We start from the raw sequence: 18,546 nt of genomic DNA, 5'->3' as shown, positions 1-18,546 counted from the left end.
GTGATCAAAAATGGGCTTGGAGCAGCGAAGCCGGTGTGCGGTGTCGGTCTCAAGATTTGTCCCGGCATCGTTCAGGCGCCGCTTGGCACCAGCCGCATCCTGATCCACAAAGAGGAACACCAATGTCGAGTTTGCCATGCGCGTGCGCTGCGCATCCACCCGCGGCATCGTCGCCGCTATCTCCTCCTTCCTGGCGGAAGAGGAATGCAACATCACCGACAGCGCACAGTTCGACGACGCTGATACCGGTCACTTCTTCATGCGTGTCAGTTTCCGCTCCGAAGGGGGGCGGGCGCTAGAACTGCTGAAGGATGAGTTTAAGCCGATTGCGGACCGTTTTGGCATGGAATTCGAGTTCTTCGACAGCCGATCGATGACGCGGCTGACCGCCGCCGCTTTGCGGCTCATCTCGCCTGAAGCGGTGCGCACGATGTGGTTTAAGGCAGCCTTCGAGGCTTGGTAGGAGATCCAGCCTCTCAGGCGATTGTCGCCGATCGAGCCGACCCGTGCGAGCAGCTCCCCGCTGAGCGGAGAGAGTTCATGATTTTTGCGTTCGTCGCCTAATGTTCCGTTGGGAACTGACCGCCATGGCGATTTGTGTCCTTGTTACCTTTGAGCGATCGCTTGTTCGTTTGTTCTTTACTGCCAAGCCGAATGTCCACGAAGCGCGCATCGCTTTAAGAACCAGACTTATAATTGTGGGATTGGTTCGCAAATGGCGAGCATTGAATGACTAGAGCAACATGGTGAAGTGATGCGGAGTTTTACGCTCGAAAACAACTGTCTCATCAACATCGATGAGAAGAGATCGGCCCACGGCGACATTCGCACGTTGATTGAAGCCGCAAGGCGTGGAGAGGCGGATATCGCCATTTTGGCTTCGAGCGCATATGAACGTCAGCCCGGTGGCGCACATCTAAAACGATTTGCAGACTTTGAAAGCCGAATGAGCGCGCTCGGACTTGGTCACATCAGCCTCTTGCGGCCGATCGGGCGCCACGGTCTTTCATTCCATGGTTTCTCTATTATGAGTGATGAAGCGGCGATTGAGCGCGAGCGACTTATCTTCAGAACCCTTTTTCCGACGACGCCAGCACGATGGTCGGACTACGCGGTGAGCTACGGCTTGGACAAAAAGGATCTGTCCAGCGCCGCTGCTTGGCATTGGCGCAATTGCCTGGGCGCTGCTCAGGCGTTCTGGGCACATGAAAATGGCGGGCGCCATGTGTTCGTGACCACCAACGAAGGCTTTGCGCGCCTTCCGAAGAAACTCGAATTTGCCAACGCCGTAATCATGACCCCGACGCAGGCGGTTCAGGTTTTAGCTGGCGACAATCGCCGCAGCCCGGCAGCCGGCTTGCGCAGACAGAGTCGGCCCGTTGCGAACATGGATTTTCTACTGAGGTAGCAACAACTGCCATGGGCCTGCTTGGACAGGCTTTCTCCGCAAGCGATCATTGCAAAGGCTCTGTGCCACCTAATGGTGTATAGCGACTGAACTGCACCTTCGGATCATCGCCCCGTCGCGAGTTTCGTCCGACCTCGGATGAATTGAGGGTTCCTTACGCCCAAGTTCATTCTAGTGTTGGTGACGAACGTTGACCTCGACCCGGACGAGAGCCCTGCCGGGCCGACCTTGCGGGGAAGCGAATGGCCTATGCCGAAAGGCGGTCCTTGGCGAAGTGCGCCGCGGCTTTTTCTAATGCCTCCTCGGCCCACTGATTGAGACTCTTCCCCGACAGTTCGGCAGCCAGAGCAGCTCGGCGATGCACTTCGGGAGCAACTCGAAACATCATCTTGCCGGAATAGGGTCTTTGAGGCTCTTTGCCGATGCTCTTGCAGGTCTCAAGGTAATCATCGACAGCCTCATGGAACGCCTTCTTCAGTTCAGCAACGCTGTCCCCGTGAAACCCGACTACGTCAGAAATGCCAGCAATCTTACCGAAGAACAGCTCGTCCTCCGCGTCGAATTCTATGCGAGCGTGATAACCGTTGTAAGTCATGGTGTTCATGGTTCTACTCCAATTTGCGTCAGGAATTCGCGAGCATCGCGAACTTGATAACGTTTTGCCTCCTTGTCGGGATGAGGACGATGGAAGCTCGCGATTATGCCGTCCTTTTCGAACTTAACGCGCGAGCCGTTTCCTTCGATGACGTTCGCGCCGGCAGCGACAAGCAGGTTTTCTATAGTGGCCCACTCGATGGTTCCCGAGATCGGATCTTTGAAAACCGCCACGAGAGTCTTTTTCTGCTTGCTGTTCATGCTAGCAAATATAGCGATGCTTGCTAATTCTGCAAGCATTATTTCTCATGCAAATACGATCCGTGTGTTTAGAGCCCTGGGTGCGAATCGCTCGATGGGTCCGATTTCAGTGCACCCGTGATGCTGCGAAAATCCGTGCGCTCGTGACTTTTGGCATAGCCATTTGCAAGTCGCACGCCCGGAAAGATCCAGCTGCGGGTTCGATTCTCTTCAAGGACAGAGGTTCGTTGGTTAACTTTCGGCCCAACGCCGACAATAGCTTTGAGCGGGCCGGCCAATTCCGAATGGCACTTAAGTCGCACTGGTCGACGGGCGGCCACGCACGAATAACGAGCCAGCTGGGAACGGGTACGACAGTCACGCTCTTTCTCCCGGATGGGTCCGGCGCCGACAAAGCAAGCATCGGCTCGGCTCCGTCCCAACACGGGAGTCTGATGGGTGAAGGTGAGGTCGTGCTCGTTGTGGAAGCCGACAGCGCCGTGAGGCTGCTGATCGTCGACGTTCTGAAGGAACTTAGATACAGGACGCTCGAAGCCGAAGACGGAGAACATGCGCTGCCGATAATCGAAAGCGCGCAGCGCATCGATGCCGTGGTTTCCGATGTCGGCTTACCAGGGATCAACGGGCGGCAGTTGGCCGAAGTGGCTCTGGCAAGGAGGCCGGGCCTCCGTGTTCTGTTCTTAACGGGCTATGCAGCAACAGCATTGTCACGCGCGGACTTTCTCGGACCGGGCATGGACATGATGACCAAGCCGTTTTCCATGGACGATCTGGCGCGAATAGTTCGAGAAATGCTTGCAAAAGATTGAGACGCCGGCGCAACTCATGCCGACAGTCAGCGCCGACTAGCCGGCAAGGTGTGCGGCCTCTGACGTGCCGCCGTCGCGACGTAACAACCCTTCTCGCGACGGAAGACCACCGACCGCCTGGGGACGACCCGGTTCGTGCTCGATCAAAGCATGGAAACATGGGAAATCATGATTGCTAGGGGCGTTCGGCAGGCAAACCAAATAAGGGTAAAGAGCGGTTGCTATTCGAATGACAAAGGCGCAGTGTCCAGTCTCCAGTAGCAGATGTCACGGGCGCTGCTGTATGAGGGTTTGATACCCTGGCCCCAATCAAGGGGGCGCCATGTCCTACACCGAACAGACATTTTCGCCTTGCGATCCAGCAAATTCCGGTCGGTCCTAGACATTTGAGGCTGCGAACTGCACAGCGCTATGCGCAGTATGTTCCCTGCCACGACAATCTGGCATTGGTTGGGACGAACCGATGGGCGCAGGTAAGCGCCGGCCGCAATGGCTTCACACTTCTGTGACCACTCAACCGCCCATTTGGAGACATAAGGACATGCTTCAACCGTTCTTCCTAGCGTTGGCTATACAGGCGAGCGTTCTTCTATCCGCAACTCTGCTCTTGATCCCTGGGGCATATGGTCAAGGGTCGGTGCCAGCAAATTCCGAAGCAAAACGCTACGGATCGGGATGGGAGTGCAATCGTGGATTCCGACAAGAGGCCGATTCCTGCGTTGCTGTGACGGCTCCCGACAATGCTTTCCTGACATACGCTTCCTATGGCAACGGCTGGGAATGCGATTACGGGTTTGCCGAAAAGGACGGCCAGTGCCTTGCGGTTCGGCTGCCCGCCAATGCTTTTCTCGACTCTTATTCTGGTGACCGCTGGAAGTGCATGCACGGATATCGTCAGCGCGATACTGAATGCGACCTCATCGAGGTGCCGGACAAGGCGTATCTGACGGATTCGAGCTATGGCGAGGGCTGGATCTGTGAACGGGGGTATCAGGTCATCGCTAGCAAATGCGTCGCACTGATCGTTCCTGACCATGCCTACCTGACCACCAGCGGCAATGAATGGTTGTGCGACCGTGGATTTGAAATGAAAGATCAGGCCTGTGTTGCTGTAAAGGTTCCCGAAAATGCAACCTTTGCGGACAACTCCTATGGCCAGAAATGGAAATGTGACCGCGGATTTGAAGCAAAGGGATCGGTCTGTTCACAGATCAATCTTCCTGAAAACGCACATCTGGATCGTTCCGGAAACGGCTGGGAGTGCAACCGTCCGTATCGGCTCAGTCGCGGGGTATGCGGTATGGAGTGACGGCAGCGCGACATATCTAGATGTGCGCGTCTAGATGTGCGCGCCGTCGCCGCTCGATGTGGCCGCTTTTCAAGAAATCGTCTGGACCCACCGCATAGCGTGAGGGCTGAGAGTACGGCCCATCAGGGTGGGCGACCTTGTAAATTGGATGTTCGCTGCGCCGGCGTCACTCGCCGTTTGAGGCATCTCCACGCGGCGAGTCGACAGATCAAAAGGGCGGGTGGCCACGAAGGAAGTGTGCGCGGTGTTATCTCATCAGACCCGCTGCACGTAGCGCGTCTTCGATCGTCCGCCGAATGCCGTCCGCCGGTCCCTTGGGACTCGGATTATCGTTGCTCCGAGCCTTGGGGATAGCGACGTCAGTGGCGACGCCCCGGTTCACCTGTCTCAAGGATGGCGCCGCAACCCCGAACGATTTGGCAATTTCCTCGGTCGACGAAATGCCGACGTCAAGCATGTAGGGCCCTGCCCGACCGTACCCACTTTTCGCATTGATCGGTGTGCCGTGGCCCATACCCTTGACGCGGTAAAGCTGAAGGCGTTCCTCCCCGTTGGCATTGACCCAGACCCTGCGTTCAAGCCGCGACGTCGGTTGGTCTACCCGGGGCGATCCTCGGGTTTCAACAACGCCCAGCCACTGGTCGACAATCGCATCTGCGTTAGCCGAGTTGACGGTCATGTCCTGCGTTCCCTGCCAGACCGATATCGCCGGCCATGGGCCCGTTGTTTTGGAAGCGGACCGAAGCAGCTTTTGAAGCGTGTTAGTGTCGGGAATGCCTTGCGCGCGCATGCGGTCGAACGCTTGGGGTATCGTGTGTGCCGTGCCATAGGGGAGACCGGCTATGATTGCGCCGCCGGCAAAGACTTCGGGATAGGTCGCCAGCATCACATTGGCCATCGCTCCACCTGCCGAAAGCCCGGTTATGTAAACTCGCGAGGTATCGATGTCATAACGTGCTTCGGCGGTCTCGACCATCTGGCGGATTGAAAGCGCTTCACCATCGCCGCGCGCCATATCGTTCGGCTGGAACCAGTTGAAGCAAAGATTGGCGTTATTGCTGCGGGTCTGCTGCGGGAAGAGGACGACAAAGCCATAGTCGTCGGCCAATCTGCTCCATCCCGAGCCTGTGTCGTATGACGACGCCGTCTGGGTACAGCCGTGCAAGACGACGACGAGCGCCGGTCGTGGAATAACTGTCGATGGGACATGAACTTTTGCCTCAAGCTGGCCAGGGTTCGGTCCAAAGGCCTCGAATTCCGACAAGTGGCTCTCCCGAGAAGGGTCGACCGGATGGGTGCGGAACTGCTTGAGCAAAGCGAGGGTGTTAGACAAGGAGCGCATAACGAAACCTCCAGGCCGTAACGGCCAGGATGGCTATCATAGCGGCCTCATGCAGCACTCGGTAATCATTGCTGCAGTGCACAATATAATGCTGCGACGCAGCGTTTCAATGGAAGGCGCGAGATTTCGCCAGGCGAACGCAAATCCATCAATCGCGCCAGCGGTTGCTTCGACAGCCAAAGCTGCGGCACACGATCCCAGAAACGTTATGAGGCGGCTTCCAGGAAATGGGCGTCAAGAGGCGCGACCCCGCGCTGATCTCTACGCCCGCCTTTAAGATCGGTATTAAGTCCTCCTGTGTCCGATCGCGTTTAATCCCTCGATTGGCCGCCGTTCTTTCGTAACCTGAATGATTGGATATCGCTGCGCCCTCCTGCGCTCCATCATTCCCAACCAAAGAGGCCCGCCATTGTCCATGCCCTAGCGTAGAGCTGATCCTCGGTAGAGACCTAACTTCTCTTCCTGGAACTCGAAGCGGGCGTAGTCGTCAGTCGAAAATCAGCCATTTCCTTCGCCGTCAAATAATAAAGGCGATCCGCAGGCGTTTCCAAAGCGTTGAACCAGAGTTCAGCAGCAATGCCCATCGCCTCGAGATGGCGGGCGACACGTGCGGTGGCGGATTGTGTGGTCGACATGACCTCGTCTGCGGCAGGTATGACGTTGCTGACGTTAAATAGCTGGTGCACTCCAACCACCGCGTCTTTTTCCGCGAGGCGTTCAACGCCACCTGCAAGCACGATTGGACACGAGGATGCGCAGAGTGCTCTCGACACAACTTTCGTCGTCAACGATTTTTCGCGTATCAGCTTGGAAATTGCCAGCGCGTCGTCCACTGAGCCGCCTGGGGAGTTGAGCGCGACGGTTCTTACATACTCGCCGCGAACTTCGATCTCTCTGGCAAAGCGCAAAGACGCGCCTGGATCGAAGGTACCTTCGACAAGCAGGACGCCGCCGGGGCCAAGTTCCAATGTCATCGGCTTGTTCAGCACTTCGGCCGGGCTCGATGGGCTTTGCGCAGCATCGCTCGGATCCCCCTTGGTTCCTGCAGGCGGCAGGAAAGGGATTTGGTAGGCTGGGTCGGGGGTTGACAGCTTGGGGCTGGTTTCCATGTTGCGAACGTCGATAATGAGAAAAATCGCCGTCACCGACAGCAATAGATAGAACACGCCTCGCATCGCGGTGCCATCGTCGAGGCGCTTCAAGGCCTTGATCGGTTCATCGATCCTCATGTGGGCGATCCTTGGGACGTATTCTCGGGTCGAGGTTTGTGATGTTGTTTGCCTCTTCCGTAGTTTTCTGCGCTTCAAGCTCGGCGGCAACCTCCATCAGATCCGAGCCGCTTTCCGCCAGCGCACGCTTCAATTCTATTGCCTGCACGAGTTCGGCTGCCGTGATGCGTTCGGCAAATGGCATCCTCTCTTCCTGTTTTCGGATCGCGCCGTGCACGACTGCAAGAATGAACACGAGTACACCGGGCAGGAGATCGATGGAGATGGCGCCAGCCCATGCTGGAATAAAGTCCGAAGCGTAGCGCAAAACTGCTTCGGCGGACGATAGTGGAACGAACCTTCGCTCCTTTACCGGTGCGCGCGCAAGGATCTCGTCAGCGGCGTCGGACAGAACCTTCGACTGGGCCGCTACTGAAGCGCGCACTGTCGCCATTACCCTGTCCTGGCGGTCAACTAGGTCGGCATCGCCACCGTCGGCGACAGGTGCAATAAAGCCGAGTGAAAGATCATCGGCCGCGCGACGGATCGAAGGGGCAATTGAAGTCTGTCCGAGCGAGGCTATGACCCCGGTGAGCGCGACGACTTCGGAGGAGAACTGATCGGCACGCGGTTCAATGGCGCCGGGCGCCGATACCAGCGTACGCATGGTCTCAAGCCGCTTTTGTCCTTGTTCGAACAACGTCGTTACCTGTTCGCGCGAGGCGTTGATGCCGTTCTCTAGATCTTTCATCTGCGCTGACATCTGCGACAGCAACTGAACGACGCTTCCTGAACCGGTCGTACCGGTCAGAGCGCCCGATTGCCGTTCCGACAGCGCCAGCTGAGCAAAGCGCTCGGAGGCGCGCTGGATATCGGGCAGAAGACTCTGGGCAGCAAGTGCGTTCTGGTGCGCCTGGTCGAGGTCGGCGGTATAGTCTTCGACCGTCTCGGCCAGGTGCTGCTCAAGTGCCGCAGAACCTGCTAGTGCAGCAGCATTTAGCCAGCTTGACATGGCCATGATCATGACCGCGCCGATGGCCATCACACCGAGCATGGCGGCGCGGCCCGTATGGGTCGTGATATGCGGAAAGAAGCGCGCCATATAGGACCAGAAAGCGTAGATGCCGACCGAGACGGAGGCCGAGTAGATAATCGCTGCGAAGAAGATCGCCGTTGGCGAACCGTCCAGGATGCTGCGCACGCCGAGATAAGTGTACACGCCGGAGGCAAGGGCTAGGACGGCAATGGCAAACCGCGTCATCGTTTCGACGGCAGCGACCCCGTCGTACAATCGCTGGGATGCGCCGGTCGCCATGGGCCAGTCTCCGTAGAAGGAAAGTATTCCTTAAAAGAGGATCAAGAAGCGGGCGGAATAAAGGCCGGTTTAACACCGCGTCCCGGACAGCCGTTCCACTTGATTGGGATGAACCAAAGCGCGCCGGTCGCGGATAAAGTTCAACGGCACCAAGCAGAAGCGCACGCACGTAAATCGCCTAGGAACTATCGCGTCCTCCGGCAGTTGGTGGTGTGCGAGAAGGAGAGCGCCGATGACCCCAGATATTCGAAACTCCACGTTCTATGTGTTGACCCAGGACGATCCCTCCGCGCCAACAGACGCGGTTCCGGTTGGCTTCGAAGAGGCCTATGAGGAGGCTCAAAGGCGCACCGAAAGCGGTTTGGCGGTTCATGTCCTTTATACTGAAGACGCAACTCAAATGCAGCTGACGCGGTTTACTGAGGCCGGAATCAGAACGAGCTTGGCTTCGCAAGGGTAAGGGGAACAGTCGGTTCTCGGCGATCGACAGGATTCACGTTCTGCCTGAGAAGTGATGAGGCCAGCAGTTTACCTTTCACCCGGTGTGATCGCCGCTGTTGTCCTCGTTATTGCCTGGGCTTACCGGACGCTTTTTGCTTTAAGCGACACGTTGATGGTGTTCGTCCTGGAGAACTCTCAAGATCGCGACAGCATAGCTATGCAGGCCTAACTTCATGAGCATTCAGACCTCCAAGGCGAAACGAGTATGTCGGTATCGAGAAGCTGGACAAACACGCGCTGCGAGCGCTGATCACGGTGTTGGAAAGACAAGCCGGGCGGTCTGGCGAAGAGGGAGATCGAGCGCCATCGCGCGGCCTCGGGCGTCGACTTGAGGTCCGAGCGATAAGCGGTCGCAGGCCGCGTCAAGCCGACCGCTATGGAGATGGAGAACATCCGGATTTTTCCGCCCTCTCCTTTGGCCCACGCAATGGCAGTCGAGCTCGCTACCCACCCCTCCCGCGACGGTCGGTCCGCCAGCGCTCGCCAAGATATCGACAGACGACGATACAACCTTCAAAAATGTACGAGAATGGAATCGTCGCAGTTTGCGTCTTCAAGGCAAAGTCGCACTGCCGAAGCGTAAAATCTGGTCGCGTAGGGATCTCTCAGCGACGCGACGGGCGGCCTCTCGATATTCGAACCAGACAAGTTTGCGCTCGCCCTTCTCCGGAAAGTTCCCGCGCAGGCCAGCAACTTTCATCGCAAAAACGCGGACCGTGCAAGAAACTTTCAGCCCACTGTCTAACTTCTTCCTGTAGAGGTAGTGGCCAATTGGAGCCCTCTCACAGCTCCCTTTTACACCGGCCTCTTCGAACGCCTCCCTTGCCGCGACCTCATGAGCACGTTTTCCTTTCATGGGCCACCCCTTTGGGATGACCCAGCGACCGGTATCCCGGCTGGTGATGAGAAGTATTTCGAGCGGATGCCCTGTGCGGACACGGTAGCACAAGGCCGCATACTGCAACCTCGGCGGACGACGAAGCATCAACTGCACGTCGGCAAGGACCCTGTGCAGCAATTGCATGGAACGTTTTCTCCCTCGGCGCGAAAAGAGGTTGAAGAGGACGTCAAATGAACAGTGGAGCCTGTCGTTTGGTTCCTCCGAATTGCTGGACGGGAACCCGAAACCAATCGACGAGTTTACCGATAATCGCCACATGAGGATTTACCAATGACCGATCGTCTGATGATGCAAGACCCCCGAACACAGTACCCCTCGCCGCCGTTTGACCCTCAACCACAATCCATGCCCGGTATTGTTGGTAGGATGCATCCAAAGCCCGATCACGGCGAGAAAACCTACAAAGGGGCAGGTCGGCTGAAAGGGCGCAAAGCCCTTATCACCGGAGGCGATTCTGGCATCGGACGAGCCGCTGCGATTGCGTTTGCACGGGAGGGTGCCGACGTCGCCATATCGTTCCTGCCGGAGGAAGAACCGGACGCGAAAGAGGTTATCGAGTTGATCGAGGCCGAGGGCCGCAAGGCGCTCGCCTTGCCGGGTGATGTGAAGGATGAAGACTGGTGCCGCGCGTTGGTGTCGCGGGCACTGTCCGAGCTTGGTGGCATAGATATCCTGGTGATCAACGCGGCCCGACAACAGTTTCGCAAGAACGTCTCGCTTGTAACGTCCGAGGACTTTGACGCCACGCTGAAGACCAACCTCTACGCCTTGCACTGGATTGCTCAGGCCGCCGAGCCGCACTTGCCCCCAGGCGCGTCCGTCATCACAACCGCGTCCATCCAGGCATATCAGCCATCGCCAATTCTCCTCGACTACGCCACGACCAAAGCTGGGATCGTCGCCTACACCAAGGCACTCGCAAAACAACTCATCGAGAAGGGTGTCCGGGCCAACGTCGTGGCACCGGGTCCGTTCTGGACGGTCTTGCAGCCAAGCGGCGGCCAGCCTGACGAGAAAGTGAAGAACTTCGGGAAGGACAGCGATTTCGGTCGGCCCGGCCAGCCGGTTGAGCTGGCCCCAATTTACGTCTTCCTCGCCTCGCAGGAGGCAAGTTTCGTCAATGGTGAAGTTTACGGTGCGACCGGCGGAAAAGGCGTTGATTGATGCCGTATGATTTCGGCGCGGCCGTTGCCCTACCAAAATCAGGGCCGAACCGCCGAGCGACGTTCGCGGTTAGAACTTCGTCGGCGCTGGGCAGAAGCGCAAGCCGAGCGAAGCAAACCGGAGACAAGGAAGGCACGTCGAGAGGAAAAACTGGGGGAGCAGGATGGAAAGGCCAAGGGCATGGAAAAAGTGCAGGCGCGCTATCCGATACTCCTCGATGGGAGATCGTCCTACGAGCGCGCGTAACCGGGTCTGACGGCGAACTAGCGGATCTCAGAACGGTCCGTAATCTCTATTTCCCTCCATGGGTGCGATGGAATTGTCTGGGCTACCTGGCCGCGGGTTCACTCGATGAACTGGTAAGGACCTGGCCCGAAAAAACGTCGCCGACCTCTGAACTCAAGCGGGGCTGATGGTTTCCGACATTGGAAGATTTGCGGCAGGCGCGTCGCGGGGGCCGATTGAAACGAGAAGCCGGGAGGCGTAGAGGTGAGGAGAGACAATGCGGTAAATGATCAGCAACGGGCGCTGGAACAGTTTCTGCGGCTTCCGCCGCTGGAACCGGGCGAGCTTGCCGGCCTCTGGCAAGGTCGGGGAGTTCCAACTGGTCATCCCTTCGATGGCGTCTTGGAGAACCTCGGCTGGTTCGGCAAACGGTTCAATCCGGATCTGCGGGCCGATGCCCTTCTTTTTCACGTCGGTGGGCGAAAACTGCGAGCCATCGATCCGAAGTGGGTTCCGCTTCCCCTCGCACTTCGCTTTCATGCGTTTGGAAGAACGGCCCTTGCCGCCGTGCTTTTTGCCCGTCTTCAACCGTGCCTTCAGGCAAAGGGTCCCGTCGCCTCGATCAAAACGGTTGTCTTTGAAGGCGTCGCAAGCGCGGCCATGATCTATGACGACCAGCCAATGGTCGACCATTTTCGACGGATCAATGACGACAGCTTGATGGGACTGATGACCATGCGAGATGACGATCGGTTTTATGTCTTTGAACTTGAGAGGGTCATCGATCCCACCGCGCTGGTGCAGAACCTGCCCGTGGGCTGACGAGAGCCAGCCGTGCCGTCGTCAAGGTCTAAGGGTCGCGGATGGTTCATTTCCGGGGACGACGCTCCGCTGCGACCGACTTTTTCAAGGCGTCCATGATGTTGACGACGTTGCTGGGTGGCGATGGTGTGGTTGACGATTTGGACTTGGCCCTGGACGGTTTCTTTATCGCCTTCTTCTTGGCAGCGATGATGTCGACCAGGCGTTCCTGCACGGGGTCCTCCACCATGCTGGGGCTCCAATCCTTCGTCAGCTTCTTTATCAATCGCTGCACAAGCGGCATCATCTCGGGGTCCGCCTTGGCGTCGCTCGCGGTGGTGAAGTACGTTTCTTCGCCACGAACTTCGTCGCCGTAGCGCAATGTCCAGAGCACGATCCCCTTGCCACGCGGCTCGAGCATGACGGCTCGTTCCCGACGCGATATGACCAGTCGTGAAATACCGACCATTTTCTGGGCTTCCATCGCATCTCGGATAACAGAAAAGGCCTCCTGGCCGACCGGTTCGCTCGGAGAAAGGTAGTAAGGCGTATCGAGCCATATCCACTCGAGGCTGTCGCGCGGGGTGAACGTCGAGATATCAATGGTCCTGGTGCTTTCGAGTGCGACGGTCTCAAGCTCCTCGTCCTCGATCACGACGTACTCCTTTTCCCCGCGCTGGTAACCCATGACCTCATCGTCTTCCTTGACCTCTTCCCCGGTTACCGCATCGACGAAGTGACTGACGACACGGTTCTCGGTCTCGCGATTAAGCGTGTGGAAGCGAACCTTTTCGCTATCGGACGTGGCCGGCATCATCTCAACCGGGCACGTCACCAGCGAGAGTTTCAAATAGCCTTTCCAGTACGGGCGGACAGCCATGGCTCAATCTCCCGTCAGCCGGTGCGACGCGACGTTGCCGCCTGTTTCGACTTGGGAGACGAGCTCGACTCCTTTTGCCGACGAGCGCCCTTGTTTGCGTTGGCCGCTTGACGCTTGGACTTCGACTTGCTCGCATTGATGCCTGCGCTCTCGCGGAGCGCCTTGAGCAGATCGCCGGGCTTGGATGCTACGGGCAACTTTTTCTTCGGCAGTGCACGCCCCTCGATTTTGGCTTTGACCAGCTCGGCAAGAGCCGCCTCGTACCGATCGTCAAAGTCGCCGGGGTCAAAACTGCCTTTCTTTGTGCGGATAATGTGCTCTGCAAGTTCCAGCATCTCGCCCTCTATCTTGAGGTCGGGAAGCTCCTGGAACGCCTCTTTCGAAGATCGCACTTCATAGTCAAAGTTGAGGGTTGCCGCCACCAGCCCCTTGCCGTGTGCGCGGACAAGTACGGTTCGTAGCCGGCGAAAAAGCACGGTCTTGGCGATCGCGGCGACCTTGGCCTTAGCCATCCCATCACGGAGCAGTCCGAAAGCCTCCCCGCCCATCTTGTCGGGTGCAAGATAGTAGGGTTTGTCGAAATAGGTTGTGTCGATCTGCGAGCAGGGAATGAAGGCCTCGATCTTCAGGGTCTTGTCGCTTTCCGGAACCACCGCTGCGACTTCTTCAGGTTCCAGGACGACGTATCGTCCACCCTCGATTTCATAGCCTTTTACCTGATCGTCGGCCTGAACGGGCTCTCCCGACTCGCTGTCAACGAACTCGCGCTTTACCCGGTTGCCTGTTTTTCGATTGAGCCTATGGAAGCTGATGCGTTCGGACGAGGACGCGGCGGTGTAAAGTGCCACTGGACAGGTGACCTCTCCGAACTTGATGTAGCCTTTCCAGTTCGCTCGCGGGGCAACCATGGCTCCATTCCTTTCGACACCCGGGAGGACGCAACCTGTCGGTATGCAAATCGTTCCACGGTCAATTTCGTCAAACTCTACGAAACGTCTAAGCGCTTTTGTCAGGTGCCGTTGTTGCGCCTGAGTTGGGCGCCGGGACGAGAGAGCCTGCCAATCATCAGGAACGTGCGAAGGCCAGTTTACGGTTCAGGTGATCTGAACGCATCATGGCCGCCTTGGTTCAAACTAGCGCATGCTCTCGAGACGTTGACGTTCCTTCTCGACTTCGTCGGCGGTGTAGGGATCGAGCGTCTCGTCAAAGCGTGTCCAGCCCTGTTCCGTGTAGGCGGCGCGGCGTTGGACAGGATCCACCCAGGTACCTCGGCGCAGGATCGCTTCGGCATCCGCCTGGAGCGCGTCGTCGACCCGTGCCGTGACGACCGTGCCACCGCGCCGTACGCCTTCCGCATAGACATGGGCATGTTCCTCCGGAACGCCCGAATCCGTCATCGCTCCGATAATCCCGCCGGCGGCACCACCTGCTACCGCGCCGGCGGCAGCACCAGCCGCGGTCGCGGCAAGCCAACCGGCTGCGACCACCGGCCCGACACCGGGAATGGCCATGAGCCCGAGACCAGTCAACAGGCCGCCAATGCCACCGACCGCAGCGCCGACACCGGCGCCCGTTCCAGCGCCTTCAGCCGCGTTGCTTTCGTCTGCAGTGCCGTACCAATCGCCAACATTGTTGGAAACGATGCTGATGTCGTCCGACGGAACGCCGCGATCTTCAAGGGCTGACACTGCTGCTTGGGCGTCCGAATAGTCGTCAAAAAGTCCACTAACGGTTTTCATGGGAATTTCCTCTTTGCTGGAGTTAGTTGGCAACAATGTTGCCCTGATAGTCGAGCGCGACCTGCATGGATTTGCCGTCCTTCGAGGCCGTTGCACGCCAGACGCCCTTGTCGTCGAGCTTTAGACCGGTCACATCGGTGTAGCCGGCGTCAGTAAGGCGATCCTTGGCCTGTTCTTCCGTGAAACTGTTGGCGCCGGCGACGGGCGCTGTTGGATTGGTGGTGTCTGGTGTTGCCACGGCAGGCGTATCACCATCTGCCGTAGCCGGAGGTGTGGCGGTCTGCGCGAGCGCGCCCAAACTCGATGCGCCGAGGAAGACCGCGGCGAGCAGTACGTTCTTCATGATGTTCGGTTCCTTTTTCTCAGCCCGTTAACGGCAATGTTCAAACTCGGCGAAACGCTTTTGGTTCCTAAGCATTTGGTCTTTTCCACTCCCGACCGGAGCACTCGAACCATGAGCGGAGGCTAGTCCGCAATTCTTTGCGCTTACGCAAGTTGCATTTGCCGAAGTCGGGTGGGAGCCGCTTTTAGCATCAAGAAGTCAACGCCGGACGTTCTCTGCTTTGTAGGAAATGTGATTGCTGCGGATAGTCGACGTGCCATCGTGAGCCGAGCCTCACTGGCACGCCCGATGTCTGGCGCCGCAAATCTCGTTTAGCGTTGGCCCTCGAACGCCGTCCGCCGAGACCCATCGGTTAGAAGGTGCCATGCTTATTTTCTGGCGCTTTTGCCTCTTTGCATAAGAAGCTGCATTTCTTCAAATCGGCGTCGGCGTTCGCCATCTTCCTGGTCGGAAGAGTAGCAAGTCCGGGAGACGCAGAAGCGTAGGAGTTTTGTGATCGGATTTGGCTGATCGAATTCGCAGTCGAACGTATCTGACATTTCGGCCTTCTTCGTATCCGATCTCTCAGAATATTTGAAGCGGACGCCAGGGGGCTTAAGCTCAGGGAACGATTGCACGACCCCGACATTCAGCGTGTCGGTCATGAAAAAATTCCTTGCGACCGACGTGCAGGCCGATTCAAGTTTGGCACTTTGGGCAAAGGCTGGGCCAGCGATAAGAACTGCGGTGACAGGAAGCCATTTCATTTTCCTCTCCATTCGCACCTGGTCCACACGAAAAGGTTGTTGCGTGAACCCGAAAAGACCGGGAAAAGTTCCAATCCATGAGCAAAATGCGGACAACCGATAGAAACCCACGCCTGGTCCAAGAAAATCTCCTGCCACCACGACCTCATCGAGGTTTCAAGGAGCGAATGGAGGGACGCCGAGCTTAGAGGTGGGCCGCCAGTCGATGTCGTCATGCTGGACAAGAACCTTCAGGGGATAGCGGGCTTCCGGTAGCAGACGCCTGCAAGGAGAAATCGATAGCGTTTCTTATCTTGAAGTTCGGGAGCGCCCAAACTGCCCCAATTCTCTCCAAGCCGTTTTCGAGCTAGGCCTCATCGAGGGGGTTGAGGCCCTTCTTGAGCAAAGCAAGAGGAACGGCATCTTCCTCAACATGATCGGTCAGTAGAGTCCTAAGCTCGCAGCACCGCAGTTGGCGGACGCCGCGGTGCTGTGCAGGGGCTGAGGGAATCCCTGCGCAGGGCGGGGTTGTTCCACGAGATCGATCGCAGTCGCCCAGCGTCTTCATTGGGCAGCGCCTTCGGATCGAACAAACGCCAAGCCGAGTGGCCGTATGAGGCAGGGAACAAGATAGCGATCCGCTGGTTGGAGCGCAACGAAGGGCCCGCGTCAGATAACCAGGAGGTTTGTGATGATCGAAAACCCGGAGAACCGTAGACAACAACAGCAACCTATTTCGCCCTCACAAGAAGGCGGCCCTTATTCTGGGGGGGGCGAGAGCGATGCAGGTCGGCCCCGCGTCGACCAGAACGTCGCGAGTGACGATCTTTCGGGCCAGGCAAAAGCGGCAGCAGCCAAAGTCGTGGATGACGAAAAGGGGGCATTGGCGCGCCAATTGCGTGGTCTTGCTGGCGCCATGGAGAAGGTGGGATCTGAACTTCGCGATTCCGATCAACCGGGGCTTGGCCGCTACACCCAGGACCTTGGAAATTCGATCGGACGGCTGGCCCGCGAATGCGAAGACCGGGATCTCGGTGAAATCGCGTCGATTGCAGAAAACTATGGGCGGAAGCAGCCCCTTGCCTTTCTTGGCATGGCAGCGATTGCGGGACTGGCAGCGAGCCGATTTCTGATCGCTTCGGCAAAGCGAACGGCCACCAAGACATCGAACTCCTCGTCATCCCCCCGCGCAGGCGACGATTGGTCATTTGAAAAGGACTTCCGCGATGCATAACCCCCGTGACGACCGCTCTTTACCCGACCTGATGACGGGACTGGTGACCGATATAGCCGGACTGTTTCGCAAGGAGATCGACCTCGCCAAGGCCGAGGCAAGCGAGAATATTGACCGGGCGATCGGCAGCATCGAGACGCTCATGGTTGGCCTTATCTTTGCTATTGCCGCGATCGGCGTGCTTCTGAGCGCTGTGGTCGAGGGTCTGGGCGCCTTTTTGATGCAGCAGGGAATGCAAGAGGCAAATGCCCATGCGCTCTCAGCGGTCGCGGTTGGTCTTGTCGTCGGCGTCCTCGCGTGGGTTATGATTTCGCGCAGCCTTGCCAGGCTCGGAAACCGCAGCATTCGGTTTGAAAAAACGACGGCGTCGCTCCAGCGCGACCTGGACGTGGCCAAGGAGACAGTGAAATGAACGTCGACATGCATTCGTCCGCCGACCTTCAACGGGAGATCGAGACGGACCGTCAAAGGATTGAAGAAAAACTGCATGCCATTCAAGAGCGAATGTCGCCTGGCGAATTAATGGATGAATTCATCGCCTATGCCAGAAGGAGTGGAGGTGCCGACTTCCTCAACAATCTGGGTGGGGCAATGAAGGCGAACCCGATCCCGGTCGCATTGACAGGGATCGGTCTTGCATGGCTCCTTGCCGATCCCGCCTCGCGAGCGCCTCAAGCGTCGGGCGTTGAGAAGGGAGTGGATGATTACCCGCTTGCGAGAGTAAAGGGCAACTTGCGACGGGTCGGACCGATCGAGGCAAATTTTGGCGAGCGCTACAGCCATTTTGAGGATGAGGACGGCAGTCGTTTTCGCGCGAAGACCGATGCGGCCGGCCGAAGGGCCGGTCACTTCGTCGATCCAAGTGGAACCGTCTATCGCGGTTTCGCCGATACGTCGGGCCAGGCGATTGCGGAAATCCGGGATGAGGCAGGCAGTTTGTTCGATGAAACAACCGGCTGGGCATCAGCGACATGGCGCGAGGTGAAGGGGGCGGCCAGCGGTGTCTCCGGTGCCGTTTCAGATGCCGCCCGGTCAGCAGCCGACAGCATTCGGAGCGCCCATGAGAGTGCTCAGGATCACGGGGCGCAGCTGAATGCCGCCATGCTCAAGACATTTCGAGATCAGCCTCTGGTTGGCGGAGCGCTGGCCTTTGCGATCGGTGCGGCCATCGGAGCGGCACTCCCCGCAACGGACTTTGAGGATGAGACCGCTGGCGAGGTTTCGGATCGCGTTCGCGGCCAGCTTCAAGCAACGGCTGGTGCAGCTGCCGAGGGCGCGATCGAGGGTGCCAAGAGCGCCTTGGGAGAGGCCAACAAGCCTGAAAACGAAAACCCTTCTGGCTGACGGCCGGAAATTGTCACTGACCGCAACCTTGCGGACGCCTGCTGTTTGCTAGGGGCAGAGGCGATCCCCGCGCGCGCTGAGGATTTGCGATCTTGGCGTTCAGGAGAATGCCGAGCGCGTCGCGAAGTCTCCCCTGCTTTTGGGAGTGGCGGCAGCCGTTCTTCGGTTCCTGCGGCAATGCGGCGCGCCTCGCTCAATCGGGCGGAACGCCGTCATGCGATGGGCAAATTCGATAACGCGCACGAATTTGTCCGCTCTTGTGCCGAGCGCACAATCGCAGATTGCATCCTTGCCGCTCAGGCCGTAAGCGGCAACGAGCAACGGAACCTCCCTGTCGAGAGCGGTGCGTAGCTCACCGTTCAACACCTACCAATCCCGAGAAGTTAAAATCGGCGCGGGAACGCTTTCTGGAACTTTGCGGGGAGGCTCGGGTTAAGCGATCA

The 18,546-nt window shown here is 58.0% G+C and carries 20 protein-coding genes and 2 pseudogenes; 10 read left to right on the top strand and 12 right to left on the bottom strand.

Going from position 1 to position 18,546, the window contains the following annotated elements; translation table 11 throughout:
* Positions 1-136 precede the first annotated feature (136 nt).
* A pseudogene (locus ASD01_RS37345) lies at positions 137-346 on the top strand (ACT domain-containing protein); the annotation flags it as partial.
* A gap of 53 nt (positions 347-399) precedes the next feature.
* On the opposite strand, the pseudogene ASD01_RS36450 reads toward ASD01_RS37345, so the two are convergent.
* Positions 400-516, bottom strand: a pseudogene (locus ASD01_RS36450) (C factor); the annotation flags it as partial.
* Between the two features lie 238 nt (positions 517-754).
* On the opposite strand from ASD01_RS36450, the gene ASD01_RS04125 reads away from it, so the two are divergent.
* Positions 755-1,408, top strand: coding sequence for a hypothetical protein (locus tag ASD01_RS04125; protein WP_034800457.1), 654 nt, complete (start codon positions 755-757; stop codon positions 1,406-1,408).
* 247 nt (positions 1,409-1,655) lie between these two features.
* On the opposite strand, the gene ASD01_RS04120 is transcribed toward ASD01_RS04125, so the two are convergent.
* Together ASD01_RS04120 and ASD01_RS04115 are read right to left on the bottom strand one after the other, a co-directional pair.
* Entirely contained in the window at positions 1,656-2,012 is a 357-nt protein-coding gene (locus ASD01_RS04120; RefSeq protein ID WP_034800455.1) for a type II toxin-antitoxin system HicB family antitoxin, read from the bottom strand.
* Positions 2,009-2,263 carry a type II toxin-antitoxin system HicA family toxin gene (locus ASD01_RS04115; protein ID WP_034800515.1) on the bottom strand — a complete coding sequence of 85 codons (255 nt, stop codon included), beginning with the start codon at positions 2,261-2,263 and terminating at the stop codon, positions 2,009-2,011. The genes ASD01_RS04120 and ASD01_RS04115 overlap by 4 nt, the downstream gene beginning before the upstream one ends.
* Positions 2,264-2,697: 434 nt before the next feature.
* On the opposite strand from ASD01_RS04115, the gene ASD01_RS36445 reads away from it, so the two are divergent.
* Together ASD01_RS36445 and ASD01_RS04105 are read left to right on the top strand one after the other, a co-directional pair.
* Positions 2,698-3,072 carry a response regulator gene (locus ASD01_RS36445; protein WP_244495184.1) on the top strand — a complete coding sequence of 125 codons (375 nt, stop codon included), beginning with the start codon at positions 2,698-2,700 and terminating at the stop codon, positions 3,070-3,072.
* A 541-nt stretch (positions 3,073-3,613) separates the two neighbouring features.
* Positions 3,614-4,381 (top strand): hypothetical protein, encoded by a 768-nt coding sequence (locus ASD01_RS04105; protein WP_134888037.1) that lies wholly within the window; start codon positions 3,614-3,616, stop codon positions 4,379-4,381.
* Between the two features lie 247 nt (positions 4,382-4,628).
* On the opposite strand, the gene ASD01_RS04100 is transcribed toward ASD01_RS04105, so the two are convergent.
* The 3 genes from ASD01_RS04100 to ASD01_RS04090 all read right to left on the bottom strand — a co-directional run bounded on the left by ASD01_RS04100 (position 4,629) and on the right by ASD01_RS04090 (position 8,246).
* Positions 4,629-5,723 (bottom strand): extracellular catalytic domain type 1 short-chain-length polyhydroxyalkanoate depolymerase, encoded by a 1,095-nt coding sequence (locus ASD01_RS04100; protein ID WP_034800451.1) that lies wholly within the window; start codon positions 5,721-5,723, stop codon positions 4,629-4,631.
* A gap of 449 nt (positions 5,724-6,172) precedes the next feature.
* Positions 6,173-6,952 carry a COG3904 family protein gene (locus ASD01_RS04095; protein ID WP_029742847.1) on the bottom strand — a complete coding sequence of 260 codons (780 nt, stop codon included), beginning with the start codon at positions 6,950-6,952 and terminating at the stop codon, positions 6,173-6,175.
* On the bottom strand, positions 6,939-8,246 hold the full coding sequence (locus ASD01_RS04090) for a hypothetical protein (RefSeq protein WP_034800449.1): 1,308 nt from the start codon (positions 8,244-8,246) through the stop codon (positions 6,939-6,941). Before ASD01_RS04090 ends, ASD01_RS04095 begins: the two co-directional genes overlap by 14 nt.
* Before the next feature lie 232 nt (positions 8,247-8,478).
* On the opposite strand from ASD01_RS04090, the gene ASD01_RS04085 reads away from it, so the two are divergent.
* Complete coding sequence (locus ASD01_RS04085) at positions 8,479-8,706, top strand: hypothetical protein (protein ID WP_034800447.1); 228 nt, start codon at positions 8,479-8,481, stop codon at positions 8,704-8,706.
* 594 nt (positions 8,707-9,300) lie between these two features.
* Here the strand turns inward: ASD01_RS04085 and ASD01_RS04075 are convergent.
* Positions 9,301-9,771, bottom strand: a complete 471-nt coding sequence (locus ASD01_RS04075) for an NUDIX hydrolase (protein ID WP_034800443.1) — start codon at positions 9,769-9,771, stop codon at positions 9,301-9,303.
* A gap of 147 nt (positions 9,772-9,918) precedes the next feature.
* Between ASD01_RS04075 and ASD01_RS04070 the strand changes: the two genes are divergently transcribed.
* Together ASD01_RS04070 and ASD01_RS04065 are read left to right on the top strand one after the other, a co-directional pair.
* Positions 9,919-10,812 carry an SDR family oxidoreductase gene (locus ASD01_RS04070; RefSeq protein ID WP_034800441.1) on the top strand — a complete coding sequence of 298 codons (894 nt, stop codon included), beginning with the start codon at positions 9,919-9,921 and terminating at the stop codon, positions 10,810-10,812.
* A gap of 489 nt (positions 10,813-11,301) precedes the next feature.
* Complete coding sequence (locus ASD01_RS04065) at positions 11,302-11,859, top strand: DUF4334 domain-containing protein (protein WP_060529260.1); 558 nt, start codon at positions 11,302-11,304, stop codon at positions 11,857-11,859.
* A gap of 46 nt (positions 11,860-11,905) precedes the next feature.
* Here the strand turns inward: ASD01_RS04065 and ku (ASD01_RS04060) are convergent, their stop codons facing one another.
* The 5 genes from ku (ASD01_RS04060) to ASD01_RS04040 all read right to left on the bottom strand — a co-directional run bounded on the left by ku (ASD01_RS04060) (position 11,906) and on the right by ASD01_RS04040 (position 15,546).
* Positions 11,906-12,718: a non-homologous end joining protein Ku gene (ku, locus tag ASD01_RS04060; protein ID WP_034804412.1), complete on the bottom strand. Its 813-nt coding sequence runs from the start codon at positions 12,716-12,718 to the stop codon at positions 11,906-11,908.
* A gap of 14 nt (positions 12,719-12,732) precedes the next feature.
* Positions 12,733-13,626, bottom strand: coding sequence for a non-homologous end joining protein Ku (gene ku, locus ASD01_RS04055; RefSeq protein ID WP_034804414.1), 894 nt, complete (start codon positions 13,624-13,626; stop codon positions 12,733-12,735).
* A 225-nt stretch (positions 13,627-13,851) separates the two neighbouring features.
* Positions 13,852-14,457: a general stress protein gene (locus ASD01_RS04050; protein WP_029742952.1), complete on the bottom strand. Its 606-nt coding sequence runs from the start codon at positions 14,455-14,457 to the stop codon at positions 13,852-13,854.
* Positions 14,458-14,479: 22 nt separating this feature from the next.
* A complete protein-coding gene (locus tag ASD01_RS04045; protein WP_029742951.1) occupies positions 14,480-14,800 on the bottom strand; it encodes a PepSY domain-containing protein in 321 nt (106 codons plus the stop codon).
* Positions 14,801-15,168: 368 nt separating this feature from the next.
* A complete protein-coding gene (locus ASD01_RS04040; RefSeq protein WP_060643638.1) occupies positions 15,169-15,546 on the bottom strand; it encodes a hypothetical protein in 378 nt (125 codons plus the stop codon).
* Between the two features lie 670 nt (positions 15,547-16,216).
* On the opposite strand from ASD01_RS04040, the gene ASD01_RS35335 reads away from it, so the two are divergent.
* The 3 genes from ASD01_RS35335 to ASD01_RS04025 are packed head-to-tail and all read left to right on the top strand — an operon-like array spanning position 16,217 to position 18,103.
* Complete coding sequence (locus ASD01_RS35335) at positions 16,217-16,759, top strand: nutrient deprivation-induced protein (RefSeq protein ID WP_143106284.1); 543 nt, start codon at positions 16,217-16,219, stop codon at positions 16,757-16,759.
* Complete coding sequence (locus ASD01_RS04030; RefSeq protein ID WP_034800315.1) at positions 16,752-17,171, top strand: phage holin family protein; 420 nt, start codon at positions 16,752-16,754, stop codon at positions 17,169-17,171. Before ASD01_RS35335 ends, ASD01_RS04030 begins: the two co-directional genes overlap by 8 nt.
* A complete protein-coding gene (locus tag ASD01_RS04025; protein ID WP_034800319.1) occupies positions 17,168-18,103 on the top strand; it encodes a DUF3618 domain-containing protein in 936 nt (311 codons plus the stop codon). Before ASD01_RS04030 ends, ASD01_RS04025 begins: the two co-directional genes overlap by 4 nt.
* Positions 18,104-18,546: the final 443 nt, after the last annotated feature.

Origin of the sequence: Ensifer sp. Root423, from assembly GCF_001426275.1 — a bacterium.
In the GTDB taxonomy this organism is placed as follows: Bacteria; Pseudomonadota; Alphaproteobacteria; order Rhizobiales; family Rhizobiaceae; genus Ensifer; species Ensifer adhaerens.
Note: the sequence above shows the minus strand (reverse complement) of the source record. Positions and strands in the feature narration are given on the sequence as shown.

What these genes read in the sequence shown, in the direction of transcription:
- ASD01_RS04125 (WP_034800457.1), top strand. Translation starts at nt 755, where the DNA reads ATGCGGAGTTTTACGCTCGAAAACAACTGTCTCATCAACATCGATGAG.
- ASD01_RS04120 (WP_034800455.1), bottom strand. Translation starts at nt 2,012, where the DNA reads ATGAACACCATGACTTACAACGGTTATCACGCTCGCATAGAATTCGAC.
- ASD01_RS04115 (WP_034800515.1), bottom strand. Translation starts at nt 2,263, where the DNA reads ATGAACAGCAAGCAGAAAAAGACTCTCGTGGCGGTTTTCAAAGATCCG.
- ASD01_RS36445 (WP_244495184.1), top strand. Translation starts at nt 2,698, where the DNA reads ATGGGTGAAGGTGAGGTCGTGCTCGTTGTGGAAGCCGACAGCGCCGTG.
- ASD01_RS04105 (WP_134888037.1), top strand. Translation starts at nt 3,614, where the DNA reads ATGCTTCAACCGTTCTTCCTAGCGTTGGCTATACAGGCGAGCGTTCTT.
- ASD01_RS04100 (WP_034800451.1), bottom strand. Translation starts at nt 5,723, where the DNA reads ATGCGCTCCTTGTCTAACACCCTCGCTTTGCTCAAGCAGTTCCGCACC.
- ASD01_RS04095 (WP_029742847.1), bottom strand. Translation starts at nt 6,952, where the DNA reads ATGAGGATCGATGAACCGATCAAGGCCTTGAAGCGCCTCGACGATGGC.
- ASD01_RS04090 (WP_034800449.1), bottom strand. Translation starts at nt 8,246, where the DNA reads ATGGCGACCGGCGCATCCCAGCGATTGTACGACGGGGTCGCTGCCGTC.
- ASD01_RS04085 (WP_034800447.1), top strand. Translation starts at nt 8,479, where the DNA reads ATGACCCCAGATATTCGAAACTCCACGTTCTATGTGTTGACCCAGGAC.
- ASD01_RS04075 (WP_034800443.1), bottom strand. Translation starts at nt 9,771, where the DNA reads ATGCAATTGCTGCACAGGGTCCTTGCCGACGTGCAGTTGATGCTTCGT.
- ASD01_RS04070 (WP_034800441.1), top strand. Translation starts at nt 9,919, where the DNA reads ATGACCGATCGTCTGATGATGCAAGACCCCCGAACACAGTACCCCTCG.
- ku (WP_034804412.1), bottom strand. Translation starts at nt 12,718, where the DNA reads ATGGCTGTCCGCCCGTACTGGAAAGGCTATTTGAAACTCTCGCTGGTG.
- ku (WP_034804414.1), bottom strand. Translation starts at nt 13,626, where the DNA reads ATGGTTGCCCCGCGAGCGAACTGGAAAGGCTACATCAAGTTCGGAGAG.
- ASD01_RS04050 (WP_029742952.1), bottom strand. Translation starts at nt 14,457, where the DNA reads ATGAAAACCGTTAGTGGACTTTTTGACGACTATTCGGACGCCCAAGCA.
- ASD01_RS04045 (WP_029742951.1), bottom strand. Translation starts at nt 14,800, where the DNA reads ATGAAGAACGTACTGCTCGCCGCGGTCTTCCTCGGCGCATCGAGTTTG.
- ASD01_RS04040 (WP_060643638.1), bottom strand. Translation starts at nt 15,546, where the DNA reads ATGAAATGGCTTCCTGTCACCGCAGTTCTTATCGCTGGCCCAGCCTTT.
- ASD01_RS35335 (WP_143106284.1), top strand. Translation starts at nt 16,217, where the DNA reads ATGATCGAAAACCCGGAGAACCGTAGACAACAACAGCAACCTATTTCG.
- ASD01_RS04030 (WP_034800315.1), top strand. Translation starts at nt 16,752, where the DNA reads ATGCATAACCCCCGTGACGACCGCTCTTTACCCGACCTGATGACGGGA.
- ASD01_RS04025 (WP_034800319.1), top strand. Translation starts at nt 17,168, where the DNA reads ATGAACGTCGACATGCATTCGTCCGCCGACCTTCAACGGGAGATCGAG.